Origin of the sequence: Butyrivibrio sp. MB2005 (assembly GCF_000424285.1) — a bacterium.
Classification (GTDB): domain Bacteria; phylum Bacillota; class Clostridia; order Lachnospirales; family Lachnospiraceae; genus Butyrivibrio.
In genome coordinates, this window is sequence record NZ_AUJP01000031.1 from 1 (window position 1) to 15,873 (window position 15,873).

General features: G+C 42.7%; 13 protein-coding genes. 1 reads left to right on the top strand and 12 read right to left on the bottom strand.

Annotated elements, in window-relative coordinates:
- The 11 genes from G610_RS20980 to G610_RS0113830 all read right to left on the bottom strand — a co-directional run.
- The coding region (locus G610_RS20980) for a hypothetical protein (RefSeq protein ID WP_035797607.1) at positions 1-251 on the bottom strand (251 nt) is incomplete at its 3' end.
- A 132-nt stretch (positions 252-383) separates the two neighbouring features.
- On the bottom strand, positions 384-1,646 hold the full coding sequence (locus G610_RS0113780) for a hypothetical protein (protein ID WP_026525265.1): 1,263 nt from the start codon (positions 1,644-1,646) through the stop codon (positions 384-386).
- 102 nt (positions 1,647-1,748) lie between these two features.
- Complete coding sequence (locus G610_RS23815) at positions 1,749-2,129, bottom strand: PspC domain-containing protein (protein WP_330367678.1); 381 nt, start codon at positions 2,127-2,129, stop codon at positions 1,749-1,751.
- Positions 2,130-2,380: 251 nt separating this feature from the next.
- Positions 2,381-4,177 carry a hypothetical protein gene (locus G610_RS0113795; RefSeq protein WP_026525266.1) on the bottom strand — a complete coding sequence of 599 codons (1,797 nt, stop codon included), beginning with the start codon at positions 4,175-4,177 and terminating at the stop codon, positions 2,381-2,383.
- Between the two features lie 119 nt (positions 4,178-4,296).
- Positions 4,297-5,289, bottom strand: coding sequence for a DUF4003 family protein (locus G610_RS0113800; protein ID WP_026525267.1), 993 nt, complete (start codon positions 5,287-5,289; stop codon positions 4,297-4,299).
- 24 nt (positions 5,290-5,313) lie between these two features.
- Positions 5,314-8,559 carry a carbamoyl-phosphate synthase large subunit gene (gene carB / locus G610_RS0113805; RefSeq protein WP_026525268.1) on the bottom strand — a complete coding sequence of 1,082 codons (3,246 nt, stop codon included), beginning with the start codon at positions 8,557-8,559 and terminating at the stop codon, positions 5,314-5,316.
- A 93-nt stretch (positions 8,560-8,652) separates the two neighbouring features.
- Positions 8,653-9,402, bottom strand: coding sequence for a metallophosphoesterase (locus G610_RS22335; protein ID WP_026525269.1), 750 nt, complete (start codon positions 9,400-9,402; stop codon positions 8,653-8,655).
- A 92-nt stretch (positions 9,403-9,494) separates the two neighbouring features.
- Positions 9,495-10,409 carry a fructosamine kinase family protein gene (locus tag G610_RS0113815; RefSeq protein ID WP_051198020.1) on the bottom strand — a complete coding sequence of 305 codons (915 nt, stop codon included), beginning with the start codon at positions 10,407-10,409 and terminating at the stop codon, positions 9,495-9,497.
- Positions 10,410-10,550: 141 nt separating this feature from the next.
- Positions 10,551-11,465, bottom strand: coding sequence for an HD-GYP domain-containing protein (locus tag G610_RS20995; RefSeq protein WP_242829658.1), 915 nt, complete (start codon positions 11,463-11,465; stop codon positions 10,551-10,553).
- Positions 11,462-12,301, bottom strand: a complete 840-nt coding sequence (locus tag G610_RS0113825; protein ID WP_026525271.1) for a hypothetical protein — start codon at positions 12,299-12,301, stop codon at positions 11,462-11,464. The genes G610_RS20995 and G610_RS0113825 overlap by 4 nt, the downstream gene beginning before the upstream one ends.
- A 351-nt stretch (positions 12,302-12,652) precedes the next feature.
- Positions 12,653-13,609 (bottom strand): leucine-rich repeat protein, encoded by a 957-nt coding sequence (locus G610_RS0113830; RefSeq protein ID WP_196809848.1) that lies wholly within the window; start codon positions 13,607-13,609, stop codon positions 12,653-12,655.
- Positions 13,610-13,914: 305 nt separating this feature from the next.
- Here G610_RS0113830 and G610_RS0113840 point away from each other — a divergent pair, with 305 nt between their 5' ends.
- Positions 13,915-15,156 carry a fibronectin type III domain-containing protein gene (locus G610_RS0113840; RefSeq protein ID WP_081667493.1) on the top strand — a complete coding sequence of 414 codons (1,242 nt, stop codon included), beginning with the start codon at positions 13,915-13,917 and terminating at the stop codon, positions 15,154-15,156.
- A gap of 215 nt (positions 15,157-15,371) precedes the next feature.
- On the opposite strand, the gene G610_RS0113850 is transcribed toward G610_RS0113840, so the two are convergent.
- Positions 15,372-15,848 (bottom strand): GNAT family N-acetyltransferase, encoded by a 477-nt coding sequence (locus G610_RS0113850; RefSeq protein WP_026525274.1) that lies wholly within the window; start codon positions 15,846-15,848, stop codon positions 15,372-15,374.
- Between the last annotated feature and the right edge of the window lie 25 nt (positions 15,849-15,873).

Genomic DNA, 15,873 nt, shown 5'->3' on the forward strand with positions numbered 1-15,873 from the left:
ACATCAACAAGAGATCTGGGCATATCCTTCTGCTCGACATAATACTTGTTCTTTCTTACAAGGCTCTTGAATATCTCCTCATCAATCTGCTCATATATCTCACTGATAAGCCTGCATCCAAGCTTTAACACACGCTCATGAACATCGTTTGAAAGATCTGCTGCATCCTTCTCTCCATCAAGGAGACTTCTGACATTTTTCTCAATCTCCTTGATATCATTCTGAATAAACTGTAGTATACTGTTGTACATGGAAAGCACCGCCTTTTTAGATTTTTGTCGCAAACTCAATCTTAACATGAAGGCTGGTGCTTTTCCTTTTTTTATTTCTCCGAATCTATATTTACCCTAATCTAACGAAGCTTAATTGTATTGTATAAAGGCTTACGCCTGCTCCTTATACGCCATACCGCCAAGGGAAAATTCTTTAGCAGCGCTGGTGCCATAGGCTGCGATCTCATCAAAGTCAAACTTCGTGACATCTGTATTTGCCACGTGCGCCTTTGTGGGATCGAATTTTACTGCGTTCTGAGCGCTTTTCAGTTCCTCGATGTATTTAATCTCGTAGCCTATCTGCTTAGCAAAATAAATAAGTCCGGCAAGGCCGAGTACATCTACATTTTCATAGGCACGCTGTGCCTCTTCTTCAAGCTTTTCCTGAAGGACACTCTTGGGAAAATCCTGAAGTACATCAACAGCGGGACCAAAATAAGCCTCGTCCACATCGCCAAGGCATCTGAAAAGAAAATCGATGCCCTCTTTATTAGCAGGGTATTCCAGCTGCTCTAAAAGTGTCACTCCGTTGCAGATACTGAATTCGCTCTTGTAAGCATCAAAATCAAGATAATGTGAAAGCTCAACTTTCTTCTGCTTTACAGCTTTTGCAGTAGCCATAACATCCTTATCTGAAAGTACTCTCTCAAAAATATCGTTACGAATCCTGCCTTTTTTGGAAACAGGCTTATATTTCTCTGTGCTGTGCTTCTCGACTTTTGCTGCTGTAGCCTTTTCCCACTGATAGCGCACTCTGCTGAAATCAGCCTTATCAATCTCGGATTTCGGTACATTGAGGAACAGGTTAAATCTGCTGTTGGCCTTCTTGGGCATTGATGTATAGCAAATGCCTCTGTCTTCAAAAAAGCTGTTGAGCTCAGCCTGAATGCTCTCCTTCTTTGCTCTGCGGGGAAGTCTGATAACTCCGCCATCTATGGAGTACAGCTCATTTTTCTCAGGGTTGTAACCACAGATCAGGTCTACCGGCATGTAACCGCCAAGAATACATACCCATTTATCGTCATCACTGATCTTCACGTGATCAAGCAGCTTCCCGTCTCTTGTGTAATACTTATGGAAGCTTGCTTTCCTTATGATCTTCATAACCTGTCTTTTATTAAGCATATCCCCGAAATGAGGAAGCTTATTAAAAAGATGGAGCTTATCGTCATACTGACCATAAAACTCTTTCAGCAAAATATGTATTCCGTAAAAGCATAAGCCAATAAAAGGGATAACACATAAGGTCACAAGCCTGCCTACAGGGGTATCCTGTGCCATAAAAACTCTGTATGCCTTGATAGAATAATCAACGCCAACATATCCAAATATAAACATCATTACCCAAAGGAATAGCTTTTCAAAAAAAGACATCACTAATACCTGTAAATTACTTTCTAAAACACTGAGCGATTAATGCAAAACGACTTACAAAAAGTGATGCGCATTGATTAGTCAAAGCGCATCACTTTTTATTTACCTGATATTTGTAATGTTATCAGAGTTAAGGGTAAAACCTATAGGCTCCTCTGATTCATAATACGGTTTTTCCGAGAATGAGTTTGGTTCGAAATAATTCTTAGTCTCTATTTTTTTGACATCATTTTTGTAATAGAGCGGCGCATCATCCATAATGACTGCTGCAATAATGTACGGAAGAACTCCTACACCGCCGAAAAATACAAGCGCAGCATATATGATTCTGACAATTGTGGGATCTATTCCGAAATATTCTGCGATACCTCCGCAAACACCACATAACTTTTTATCTCTGCTTTTGTAAAGTTTTCTTCCTCTCATGATTACTGCCCTTTCTATGCATATTGCTTTCCACCTAATGAATATATCATAAATCATTATAGAAAAAACAGCCCCAATCACACCGAAAATGTTATGTTTTGCACGGAAAAAACTATATGGTTATATCACAAATTTGCAGTCACGGTCTGATAAATCACGTAGTCCTCTTCGCTGAAGTTGACGATTGTGATCTCAATATCATAGCCTGAGTTTTCTTCAAGCCACTCTCTCACTGTTTTAAGCGCAATTACTGCAGCTTCCTTTTTTGGATAACCATATACACCTGTGGACGCATGGTTCGTGACTCGTTATCCTGCAAAATTAAGGCCGTTAAAACATTCTGTGATCAGCGCAGATCCAAGCATTCCATCTGTATAAGTAAGGACATATCGCCCATCTTTCATGGCATAGTAGATTCTGTAAAGTCCGGGGTAGCTCTCAACCTTTAAGTCTATAAAGGTTTTGCCATCTGTGCGATAAGGAGTCACCATATTGTCCTGCCAGATGGCATTTGCAACACCCTTGGTAGCGTTTTCGTCTGCCATTAAATCACATGGTATCAGCTTTGATGCAGATATGTATGGCTCAGCGCCTGTCTGATAATACATGAACTCCTCAATGGGTTCAGGCATGCCATCAGCACCAATTTTACATCTCTGGGTAACGAACTGAGTACCCAGAATCTGTTGCGAGCTTTCTACAAAGAAATCATCCGGATCTGTGGGATAGGTATACTCGTATTCAGCACCCTCTTTCATCTTCCAAAAAGCTATGGCTCCGTTCAGATCATATAAATGAGTGAATTTTTTTCCATCAAATTTATACATGGCAGTCATCAGATAATCGCTGTCCGAAGTGTACTGCATGTAAAGGTAATGGTTTTTTGCTTCATTATTTGTTCTGAACCAAAAGCAATCAAGGCCACGCATAGCGTAATAGTACAGATCACCCTCATTAGGCATCTCATAATCTCTGCCGTTGATATTAAGGGAAAAGCTTGTGGTCATGTCGTTTTCATCAACAGCCATATCATACGTTATGGTTTCATCTTTTCCATCGCCGTCCAGATCTGCGCTGCAGCTCTCTGTTCCCGGGCCGGGAATGTAAAAATATGCTATTTTTTCTGATTGCATTTTTGCAGGATTTCTCGCATCATCATCTACTGAATCAGATGCACCTAAATATTCCTTAAAAGGTGTGATCTCAAGCTTGGGACATGGCGGATCAGCTTCATATCCCCATATACCATCTGCACCTTCCGGGATGAATTCCTCGGAATCTGATATCTCATCACTTCCTGTGGTGTTTGTAAAATATTTAAGTTCACCATCTACTTCATCGGAAAAATAGTAGGTATCCCAAATTATCTTCGTTCCATCCTCACTTAAATGGCAGCTTCCGATATAAGTATTCATTGCGCCGCCGGATCCAAGATAGGAAAACTGCCCATTCCCGATCCATTCATAGCTGTTGCGTGCCCAGCCTTCAATTACCATGAAGGGCTCGTCATCTTTAAGGGTGTAACAGCCAAGAACTATGCTGTGGGGCTCACCGTCTTCATATTCACTGTCCGTATTATCAGCAATCATAAGTTCCGGAATTCCATCCCCGCTGACATCAGTGAGGATATAGCCTACATTTTCCAAAAGATCGGACTTTTCCCGGTAGTTTTGGATCTCCATAAGTCCCATGGGCGTATAGATTGTCGCATTCTCGTAATACTTATCATCTGTGATGCAGTTGTAGGACTCATCAAGGACAGGCTTGTATTTGGCGAGGTAGTCTCCGGTTTCGGCTGCATTTGATGTGCTGTCTGCATCGGCAGAATCGCTTGTAGAATCTTCTCCAGTGCTATTTTCAGCTGAATCGCCAGAAGCTTCTGCGTTATCCTGCTGTGATGATGCTTCGTCTGTGGCGCTCTGCTCAGCATTTTCTGTATCTGTTTCGGCGCTGTCCTGATCGGCATCACTAGCCTTTGCAGGCGCAGAGGGCTGCCCTTCTGTACCGGCAGGAGCATCAGTTGTAGCTTTATTTCCTGAACATCCGCACAGCATTGTAAGTGTAAGTCCTAAACCAAGAATTTTTAGAAATGATTTTTTAACCATATCCCCCTCTATTCTCTACATTAAATTTTCAACTTTTCCACCACAATAATTATACATGAGGAGATGCGTTATTATATAAAAATACAAAAAAATTATATTGAAATAACAATAATCTTACATCAGTTTGATGATGAGGTCGCAGTAACCGTTGATGCTGCAATGATAGCTACAAGCATTGCTGTCTCCTGTGCGATTACTTCTGCAAGGGTTCCACCCAGTACTGATGCACTATTCTTAAGGTTATCATCAGAATAAACGCCTGAAATGATCATTGCACCAAACATAAGTCTGGAATATTTATTCATATCAAAGGTTCCAAAGCCCTTCTGGCCCTTCAGATATTTTGCTACTTCGATGACCTCGCTTACAAGTTCATCTCTGTCAGCATCGATATCAATGAGGGTTCCAAGGGATGCAAGCTCATAGTCCTTACCATATTTCTCTCCTGCTTCCTTGAAAGCATCGAAGAATGCAAGAACCTTTTCAACTTTCTCGCTGCACTCTCCGCCATAAGTAGTAAGTACCTGGGCAAGAGAATAAGCTGCATTTTCGTGGAAAGCAAAGCTCTTTTTAACGTTCTGGAAGGTCTCTTCAAGCTCAGCAAGAATATCTTCTGTATCCTTATCAGTCATGGCAAGAAGAACTGCAATGCATATATCCTCATCAGAAGTAAGGAAAGGATGCTGGCTCTTCATTCCCTTGATGATCGCATCTGTTTTTTCGATGATAGTGTCTGCTTCTGCAGCTTTGCCTGTACTAACAATGGTCATGGAAGCCATTACTTTGTAGGAAGATCCAAAGAATTTGCCCTTATTGAACTTCTCATAAACCTCGATAAGCTCATCAAGAAATTTCTCAGGATTCTCACTGACTGCCATTTTAGCTGACACAACCAGCTCGTTATTGCCTCTGAGCTCTGAAAAAGCGCCCTTTCTATCGCGAAGAAGCTTCCTGCATTCCTTCATGTGCTCAGCATCTGCAACCTTGTCCTTCTCTGTGAAAGTTGCAGCTGCAACTGTTGTGATAAGACCGTTCTCAAACATGAAGCCCTTGTGAATAAGACCTCTGTTTGAAACCAGTAACTCACTTCTTTTCTGTACTTTTTCTTTCATACCTTCTCTCTCCTTTGGTGTTTTTTATTTTTCTGCATATTCCTGCAAGGATTTGATGTTGCCTGCGCCATTTGCCTTTACCTCCCTGATACCCTGGGCTGCTGCTTTTGCGGCTGCAACTGTGGTTATGTATGGGATACGTGCTTTTATTGCTGCGCGGCGAAGATATGCATCATCGTATTTTGCGCCTTTTTCTATAGGAGTGTTGATAACAAGCTGTACGTCGCCGTTTTTGATAAGATCCTCAACGTTAGGTCTTCCGCCCTCGTAGTTTTTCAGGATCTTTGTGGCCTCAATGCCTGCTTCAACAATAGTCTCGTAGGTTTTGCCTGTTGCATAGATCTTAAAGCCTTCATCTGCAAAGCCCTTTGCGATAGATGAAGCCATAGGCTTATCCTCTGTGTTAAGAGAGATAAGTACTGCTCCCTTGAGAGGAAGTGCAGCATTTGCAGCTTCTTCTGCCTTGAAGAAGGCTTCGCCCGGAGTTTTTGCAAGTCCAAGAACTTCACCTGTGGAGCGCATTTCGGGTCCAAGTACAGGATCAACTTCAGGGAACATGTTGAAGGGGAATACCGCTTCTTTTACGCCGTAGTATTCAGGCTCTGTGTTTTTCTTAGCATCGATGAGATCCTGAACAGGTGACGGTCTTCCTGTAAGCTGCGCTGTGATGATATCTGTTGCGATGGGCACCATTTTTATGCCGCATACCTTTGATACCAGCGGTACTGTACGGGATGCTCTGGGGTTAGCTTCAAGAACATATACTGTGTCATCCTCGATTGCATACTGCATATTCATAAGTCCCACAACGTTCATCTCAACCGCTATTTTACGGGTGTATTCCTCGATAGTCTTAAGGTGCTCCTCAGAGATGTGCTTGGAGGGAACTATGCAGGCTGAGTCACCTGAGTGAATTCCTGCAAGCTCGATATGCTCCATAACTGCGGGAACGAAAGCTCTCTCGCCATCACTTATTGCATCTGCTTCGCACTCCATAGCGTTGTGAAGGAATCTGTCAATGAGGATCGGACGGTCGGGAGTTACGCCTACGGCGGCTTTCATGTAGCCTTCCATGCTCTCCTCATCTCTTACGATTTCCATTCCTCTTCCGCCAAGAACGAAGGAAGGTCTAACCATTACGGGATATCCGATTCTTGCTGCGATTTCCTTTGCTGTCTCAACATCGGAAGCCATTCCTGATTCTGCCATGGGAATTTCAAGCTTTTCCATCATCATGCGGAACTGATCTCTGTCTTCTGCAAGATCAATTACTTCAGGTGTGGTTCCAAGGATATTCACACCCTCTTCCTTAAGCTTTGCAGCCAGGTTAAGAGGTGTCTGTCCGCCAAACTGTGCGATTACACCGACGGGTTTTTCCTTTTTATAAATCTGAAGTACATCCTCCAGTGTCAGAGGCTCAAAGTACAATGTATCTGAGGTATCGTAGTCTGTTGAAACCGTCTCCGGGTTGCAGTTAACAATGATTGTTTCAAAGCCCAGTTTTTTCAGGGCAAGGGCTGCATGTACACAGCAGTAATCGAACTCGATACCCTGTCCGATTCTGTTGGGACCGCCGCCAAGGATCATGATTTTCTTTGTATCTGCGCTGTCATCAGCCTTGGGATTTCCCAGATTTGCATCTGTCTTGTAGGTTGAGTAATAGTAAGCGGCACCGTCTGTACCATATACGTGGACGCCGTCCCATTTTTCCGTAAGACCAAGCTCGTCTCTTGTATTTCTGATGTCATCCTCGGATACGCCAAGAATTCCGGAAAGGTATCTGTCTGCAAAGCCGTCTTCTTTGGCCTTGATAAGAGCTTCTTTTGAGGGAACGCTTTCCTTGAAGTTCTCTACCAATGCGCTTTCCTCTTCAACCAGCTCTTTTATCTCATTAAGGAAATAGTGCTTAACCTTGGTGATATCAAAGATTTCGTCCACAGTAACGCCTTTTTTGAAGGCTTCGTAAATAAGGAAATATCTCTCAGAGGATGCGTCTTTAAGAAGATGGAGCAGCTCTTCTTTGTCCATTTCCTCGTATTTTTTCACATTTCCAAGACCGTATCTGCCCTTTTCAAGGGATCTGATGGCTTTCTGGAAGGCTTCCTTGAAGTTTTTACCAATGGACATTACTTCGCCTACGGCTCTCATCTGAGTGCCGAGCTTGTCCTCAACGCCATGAAATTTCTCGAAAGCCCAGCGGGCAAACTTAACTACCACGTAGTCGCCGTTTGGCACGTATTTATCGAGGGTTCCGAATTTTGAATCCGGAAGATCTGCTAATGTAAGGCCTGTAGCAAGCTTTGCAGAAACAAGGGCGATGGGGAAGCCTGTTGCTTTACTTGCAAGGGCCGATGATCTTGATGTTCTGGGATTGATCTCAATAACAACGATTCTACCGGTTTTGGGATCATGGGCGAACTGTACGTTGGTTCCGCCGATAACGCCGATGTGCTCAACGATCTTGTATGCCTGATGCTGAAGCTCCTTCTGAAGGTCCTCATCAATTGTAAGCATGGGTGCTGTACAGAAGGAATCTCCTGTGTGAACGCCTACAGGATCAACGTTTTCAATGAAGCATACGGTGATCATGTTGTTGTCTTTATCTCTTACAACCTCAAGCTCAAGCTCTTCCCATCCAAGGATTGACTCCTCAACCAGAACCTGGTGAATGATGGATGCAGCAAGCCCTCTTGCACATACTGTCTGTAGCTCTTCCTTGTTGTAAACAAGTCCGCCGCCTGCGCCGCCCATGGTATATGCGGGACGAAGAACAACGGGATAACCAAGCTCGTCAGCCTCAGCCAGCGCTTCCTCTATGCTGTAGCAGGCCTTTGACCTTGCCATCTCGATTCCGAGCATGTCCATGGTTTTCTTAAACTCAGTTCTGTCCTCGCCTCGTTCAATGGCATCTACCTGAACACCGATAACCTTCACGTTATATTTATCCAGAACTCCTGCTTTGTATAATTCTGAACACAAATTAAGACCAGACTGTCCTCCTAAATTAGGCAAAAGGGCATCCGGTCTTTCTTTTTCAATTACAGCCGCAACGCGGCTGGCATTTAAAGGTTCAATATAAGTCCTGTCAGCCATCTCCGGATCGGTCATGATAGTAGCCGGATTGGAATTAACCAGGACGATTTCATAGCCAAGACTCCTCAGCGCCTTGCAGGCCTGGGTTCCTGAATAGTCGAATTCGCAGGCCTGTCCGATAACAATAGGGCCTGAGCCAATGATTAGTACCTTGTGGATATCTGTTCTCTGTGCCATGTTTCTCTCCATCTTTTTCTGCGTTTTTAGTCTCTAAAGATTTTATAATTCATTCATAATAAAAACAAGTAAAAAGTTCTGCGAATAGCTATTTTACTGTACGTCTGAGAAAGACAGTGTGGTTACATCCATGTCTTCAAGCCTCATACAGATAACGCCGCAGCAGCTGTCGGGAAGATTCCCGCTTGCTTTGTATGCGCAACCGCCATCGATTACATAAATGTTTTCCTCATGAAAAATTTCAAGCTTTACTTCCTGCATGATGCGCTGAACCGGAACATGGCCTATTACAAAGGTCCAGGGCTTTTTGGAATATTCCGAAATCGGCGCATAAATATCGTATCTGTAAGGGGTATTCCAAACTATGTTTCTGACCAGTTCATAGGTTAGCTCGCTGTAAGGAATTTCTATGGCATCATCGCTATAATAGGAATGGGTAAGGCAAAAGGTTTTCCCTCCTGCATCCACAAGCTTCGTAAGCTGTCTTGATGTGAGCCAGGTGAGCAGCTCTTTTCTTCTGTTTTCATCGAGCTTTTGATACTCTTCAAACGTAGAGATTCCTTTGTTGGCAATAAGCCAGAGCTTACTGTCTCTCCCCGATATATCATCTACAGAACCGTCCGGAGAAACGGTGTTTAGCATCATGAATTCGTGGTTTCCAAGGAGCAGCTCCATGTTGGGCGTATCCATTATTTTCAGCAAAATCGCAATTCCGTCAGGGCCTCTGTCAATGGCATCACCAATTACGTACAAAAAATCCTCCTCAGAGAAAGCTATTTTCTCCAGGAGTTTTTCAAAGATATGAAGTTGGCCGTGAAGGTCTGAAATTACGTAGGTTGCCATTTTTGCCTCATGTTAATTTAATGTTCGTGTATATCTGTATTTCTAATGATTGAGTTCTTAGATTAAATGCGAGTTCGTGGCCGGTAACGGAATTACGAAGAGTATTTATTTATAATTCGTATTACAGCTGACAGGTATGATCTTCCGAAAAGGTTTAGATGGTTGGTCAGGTGGTAAAGGTTGTAGAGATCCCGCCTGTCCTCATAGCCCGGAATCCTTCCCATGGCATCAAAATATGCCTCATAGAAACGATTATCAAAACCGCCAAACAGCTCTGTCATGGCGATATCAGCCTCATTACAGCCCACATATACTGCAGGATCTATCAGCATCGGTTCTCCATTTTCATCCGCCATGAAATTACCTGCCCACAGGTCACCGTGAAGAAGTGACGGGCGTTCCGGCTCGTAAAGGTATTTATCAAGGTTGTCTAATAAGTTGTTCGCCGCCTTTATAAGGTAGCTGTCAAAGTACCTCTCAGCAAGCTTAAACTGCGGTTTTAACCTGCATTCAGCAAAGAACTCTATCCAACCGGTCTTTGGTGTGTTCTTCTGTTTTCCTGCACCGATGTAATTGTCGGTGATAAAGCCATATTCTTTTCCACTTCCTACAAAAACTGAGGTGTCCGCCTGATGCATCTTTGCAAGGCCTGTTCCCAGAGACTCCCAGAAGTTCTGCGAAAGGCATCCGCTGTTTATATACTCCATCAGTAGGAATGAGATATTGCCGTCAGTCCCTGCCGCATAGATTTTCGGCACCCGCATTGTCCCTGTAGCTTCTATGGCTCTTAGTCCTCTTGCCTCTTCCCAGAAAAAATCAGCGTTTCCGCGAACGTTCACTTTGATAAAAGCCTTCTCCCCATTAGACAAATGCAGCAAATAAGCGTCATTGGCGTCTCCGCCCATAACTGTCTGCCTGCTCTTTATTGTGACATTTTCGCCGCACTTTAATACAACCGCTTCATTCAGCGATTTGCACACAGGAAAAGAATATGAAGTTATTTTCATATCAGGGGAAGAACTTTTTTCATACATAAATAGATTATACACAATCTCGAATCTGTGATTCAAGATTGTTACTATTTATCACGACTTGAATAGATTCTGTTTACAGCAAATGCCGGGCTTTTTCTATATTGCTCCCTGTTATCATGTTTCTTTTGCCTCTATGGCTTTTATCACACCTTTATCAACGAGCCGCAAAAACGCATCAACCACTTCGGGATTGAGTTGGCTCCCTGAAACTTCCCGGATTATGGATATCACTTTCTCAAAATCCATGCGCTTACGGTATTGTCTGTCGGAATACATTGCATCAAAGGCATCTGCCACCGCAATAATACGCGCCACCTGCGGAATATCATCCCCTGAAAGTCCATAGGGATAGCCCTTTCCGTCATGTCTTTCATGATGTGACAGCGCGCCTACCGCAAGTTCAGGCACAATACTTATGTCTTTAAGTATCTCATGGCCCTTCAAAGTATGAGTTTTAATTTCGTCGTATTCTTCCTCTGTAAGCTTCCCCGGCTTATTGAGAACCGCGTTGCGGATTCCGACCTTGCCCACATCATGCAAAAGGCCGATGCGGTAATACTTTTCTACTGTTTCAGTGTCATATCCCATCTCCTTGGCGATCATTGCTGTATACTTAGCCACTCTCTCCGAATGGCCATTGGTATACCTGTCCTTCATATCTATGACTTTAGCGAAAGCCTCTGATATCTCGGATGCAAATACAGCACTCTCCTGCTCCTTCTTCTTCAGGGAATCAATATGGTCCCTGTATAGATAGATTCCCATAAAGGCAGTAAACAACAGCACTCCGATGCGGGTAAAGGTCAGACTTCCATAGCTTTGGAAGAAGTAAAAACGGAGCATATCGATCACAGCACCCAGAATGCAGCCACCAAGGCCCCAGGTCACACTTCGAAGCAGTGCAGGTTTGATTCTTCCCAGACGTATGGCTTTGACAATAATCACTACCGCTATCAGAAGACAGGCAAATATGATGATCTGTGAAACATAAACAAGATAGTAATAGTCTGACAATCCGCTCAGAGTCAATACAACCTGAGAAAGAAAATTGACAAGACACAACGCGAGCATTCCGGACAACAGCTTTGAATATGGTTCTCCGGTAATACTGGAAAAGAAAGCATAGGAAATGATATCAACGCCAGGCACATATATTCTGAAACCCTGATGATATCAGGGCGGCCTGTCAGTATCTGAAGAAGAAGCGTATCGTTAAAGCCTATGTAGCCCACCATTATACAGGTTATGCCAAAAGATATGAAGTCGATGCCTGTAAATTTCATCACAATCTGGCCCGTTACTCCGGCTATCACAAAAAGGATCCCGATAACTACGGTTATCACACCTTGTTGGAATGAAAAGAGATTTCTTTTAAAGACGCTTGTCAGGAACTGTCCGGCATCACCGATAGTTATATCTCTTATACCTACAGGCGTATCCGAAAATACCGGTTCGAGGTCCAGCCTTACAAATGCACTCCCCTCCGGAATCGGAACGGTATGATATTGCATACCATAGGAAATTCCCAAAAGCTTTGGAATTACGGGATCATAATCATAAATCATCCCATCTGATGCATATACTTTAAAATTGGTATCGATTGTTTTGAAGCAAATCGCCTTGCCATCGGTGTTCAGTCCGCTGATATCCAATGTAACAGAATGATTTCCCCGGGCAAGATCATAAAGATCAACTGCCTGTCCATCTTCATCAATCCAGCCCTCATGAATATCCGCAAGCATGGCAGTATCTACATTTACTTTCCATTCGCCCATAGCAACAGAAAGAAATGCAAAAAGCCAAACGACAAATATGAAAATGGCCTGCTCAATGCTTGAGCGGACTATTTCACTTCTCTTTTTCATAATGCATCCTTATCGCAAAAATCCCCTGGTACCATTTTACTATATTATGTGAGAATTCATTCTAAAAAATGCATTAAAAAATAAAGCTGAAGACTCATGCAAGCGGAATCATTCACACCTGCTCAGAGATGCTCCGCCACTATAGGCATCTCCTAAGTCCTCTTTATTCCAGGTCCCAAAATGTTAATTCTCCCTTCTTTAGCGCTTTATATGTCAGATGTTAGCGCCACGTATATTTACGTTACATATGTATTATCCAAGAGAAGGCATAAATAAAAAATGAAGAATTCAAAACTTTTTTGTAATTTTCGTACACTAAAGTTTCGGATTCTTCATTTTATTATTTTTGTATTATTTAGTTATCTTCTGTCCTTTGCCGTTAAGTCCTTTCTTTATAAGGAATTTCTGGTAATTTTTTAAGACTTTCTTCGGAACCTTACACTTGGCTGCCTTATGTATATTCTTGAAAGCACCGCTGCCAACTGACTTCTTGGTAAGAAGTACTGTCTTTATCTTAATGCTCTTGAGGTTCTTGCAGCCCTTGTATGCATCCTTACCGATCTTCTTGATGTTGCTTCCGATTGTGGTCTTTTTGAGCTTCTTATTATTCTTGAAAGCTCCTGCAGCGATCTCTGTTACCTTGTAATCTGTGCCATCAATATTTATAGCATCCGGAATAACTGCATTCTTAACATCCTTTGCATCAGGCTTAACGTAAGTAACCGCCTGCTTACCATCTTCAACAGAAGTGATTGTATAGGTAGCGCCGCCGTTTGAAACCTTGTCACCAACCTTGTGTCCGTTTGCGGCATCCGCTACCTTAGCAGCATCCTGCTCAGCGGAAGCGGGAGTTCCAGGCTTTTCAAATACGAAGGTAACCTTAGAATATGTATCAGATCCACCTTCCATAATACTTCTCAGCTTCTCATTGGAAATTGCAAGCGTAATAGATCCTTTAACACTGTTTGTAGATAATGTTGTAAAAGTAAAGGAATCTATGCCCCCCATGCGACTATTAATCCATGTCTGAAGGATATCATAGCTACCATCCTTATCTAAATCTATATACAATTTGGGGTTACCAGAAAAGTCTGATGAACCAATCTTTCCTTCGTCTATAAGGCCTTCAAAATATCTTGCCAGATCATTCGCTTTGATTCTATCATTCTCTGTCGCGCTTCCACTTGTTAGGTCGAGTACATACTCTCCCTTGTCACTGCCCGCTAATATCGGTTCAACAACCGCTGAACCCGGAAGTATAAAGTTAATTGCACTGTAGTATTTTGTTTTATGTAAGCGGTGCAACAAGCGCGTTAAGGACATCCCTTCTATATGATAATCATTAAATTGTTGATGCTATTACATCGCGAATATTGTATAATTGTGTCATTGATGGGTATGAAATTGTTAATTGAGGGGTTGTCACTTATGACACATCTAGCTAAACTTGCGCAGACAGACAGCGGGTTAATAAGGATTCATATGTACAGTTTCGCATCTTAGGAAGTGTTCTTCTTAAGGTGCGTTTTTATTGCAATAAATGTAATCATGGAAATAATGGTGTAATCCAGTCATATACATGTTTTAAGTTAATTGAAGGAGGGTAATGAAAAATGAAACAAAAACGGAAACGATTTTTAGGCATCCTTTTAAGCCTCGCGCTGGTGCTGGGGATGATACCGGGGATGAGTTTGACGGCGTATGCGGATGATAATCCCCCCTATGCACAATATAATAACACCACAACAGAAATAACTTTTGACGGTAAGCCCTGGTATCTGATTGATTACGATGCCTATACTGTAATGCTGCTGGCAAAAGAATGTGTTGGGGCTTCAAAGTATAATGAAAGCGGAAGCTTTGTTGAATATAGTAACAATCCTACAGTGAAAACAGCAGTAGATAGTTGGTATAACAGCAAGATCACATCTGACGCAAAAACAGCAGTAAGTGGTGGCGGGATGTTCCTTCTGACAACTGCGCAGGCACGAACAATCTATAATGCAAATCGTAATGTGCTAAAATGCGAAAAGGCATCAGGTGCTCAAGATAACAGCTGGTGGCTGCGCTCGCCCGGCTACAACGGTATCTATGCGGCGTTCGTGTACGGCGGGTCCGGGGATGTCGACGGTACTGGCGACTCCGTGACGGGCACGTTTGGTGTACGCCCCGCTTTACAGCTGAATCTGTCATCTGTCATCTTCGAATCTGGATCAAAAACATTTTTGCTGAAGCATAGTGTGACTCTTACCGGCGGTGCGAATGCAACAACAAGCGGCGGGGCAACGAGCCAGACCGGGCTGACAGGCGCTATGACCACCGTGACCTATACGGCGAACACCGGATATTATTTTGCGGAGTTTACTGATATAACTAACAATGGTATTACTGCCAAAAGAACGAGTAGTACAGTTGTAACAGTTTCCGGTACGCCGACTGCGGATGCGGCTATCACAGTTCCGAACGCAGTGGAGAAGACTGATCCATCAAGTAGTGGTACTATTTCAGAAACCTCTGACAATCCTCAGCCGGAGATTACAGAAAATATAGATAATAAGCAGAAGACCACATCGCTTAAAAAGCCTAAGGCTGGTAAGAAATCCTTCACTTTGACATGGAATAAGGTTACAGCCAAAGGAATCAAGGGCTATGAGATTCAGTACAGTACGAATAAGAGTTTCAAGGAAGATGCCACAAAAACAGTGAGCATCAACAAAACAAAGACTACATCTAAGACGATAAAGAAGCTCAAGTCCAAGACAAAGTATTATGTAAGAATACGTACCTTTACCAAAAAGAACGGTGAAAAAGTCTATTCGAAGTGGAGTAAGACAAAAAATGTCAAAGTAAAATAAGCCGGAGCTTCATCCGGGAACTGCCGGTTTGAAAATATCATGCAAAACTTTTGCAACTTTCGCAATTTTTGAAAGACAGGCATAACAACTGCCCTGCTGGCCTTGTGTCAGCAGGGTTGTCTCTTTTTTTATGATCTTCCAGTCAGGCGAAGCGGTGTTATATGAGCACATAGAAAGAATCACCTGTGTCACAATGGCCACGGTGATTCTTTTATTTATAAGATCATTTTGATTTCTGTTGCACCAAGACTTTTGAGATCTTTTTCACTTCCATCTTTTTTGAATCCATATTTCTCGTAAAAACGTATGGCTCTGGGGTTATCTTTTAGAACCCAAAGTTCTTTATGCGAATAATTTTTTAGTTTTTCTAAACCAACATCCATTAGCTTTTGAGCAACTCCTGTTCCATAGTATTCCGACAAAATATATATAGCGTTAATCTCGCCTACATCTGGATCATCATTGCCTTTCCCGAAGTAGCAGACAAATCCTATAACTGTGTCGTTGTCTAATGCAACATATGTATTTTCTGGCCATTGAAATGCCCATTCTTCACATTTTTCAGGCGTCAGTTTTTCTAAATAATCATGGCTGACAATCCCCTGGTAAGCTTCATGCCAAGATTGCCAATGAACATGTGCTTTTCCTCTTTTTTCATCATCTGTTTCCATAGGCTTGATTATGATCCCCATATCTTTTCTCCATCTGTAGGTAAGT

Bases quoted from the DNA above. Each gene is read 5' to 3' on its own strand.
- G610_RS0113780 (WP_026525265.1), bottom strand. From the start codon at position 1,646: ATGTCTTTTTTTGAAAAGCTATTCCTTTGGGTAATGATGTTTATATTT.
- G610_RS23815 (WP_330367678.1), bottom strand. From the start codon at position 2,129: ATGATTTATGATATATTCATTAGGTGGAAAGCAATATGCATAGAAAGG.
- G610_RS0113795 (WP_026525266.1), bottom strand. From the start codon at position 4,177: ATGGTTAAAAAATCATTTCTAAAAATTCTTGGTTTAGGACTTACACTT.
- G610_RS0113800 (WP_026525267.1), bottom strand. From the start codon at position 5,289: ATGAAAGAAAAAGTACAGAAAAGAAGTGAGTTACTGGTTTCAAACAGA.
- carB (WP_026525268.1), bottom strand. From the start codon at position 8,559: ATGGCACAGAGAACAGATATCCACAAGGTACTAATCATTGGCTCAGGC.
- G610_RS22335 (WP_026525269.1), bottom strand. From the start codon at position 9,402: ATGGCAACCTACGTAATTTCAGACCTTCACGGCCAACTTCATATCTTT.
- G610_RS0113815 (WP_051198020.1), bottom strand. From the start codon at position 10,409: ATGAAAATAACTTCATATTCTTTTCCTGTGTGCAAATCGCTGAATGAA.
- G610_RS0113825 (WP_026525271.1), bottom strand. From the start codon at position 12,301: ATGAAAAAGAGAAGTGAAATAGTCCGCTCAAGCATTGAGCAGGCCATT.
- G610_RS0113840 (WP_081667493.1), top strand. From the start codon at position 13,915: ATGAAACAAAAACGGAAACGATTTTTAGGCATCCTTTTAAGCCTCGCG.
- G610_RS0113850 (WP_026525274.1), bottom strand. From the start codon at position 15,848: ATGGGGATCATAATCAAGCCTATGGAAACAGATGATGAAAAAAGAGGA.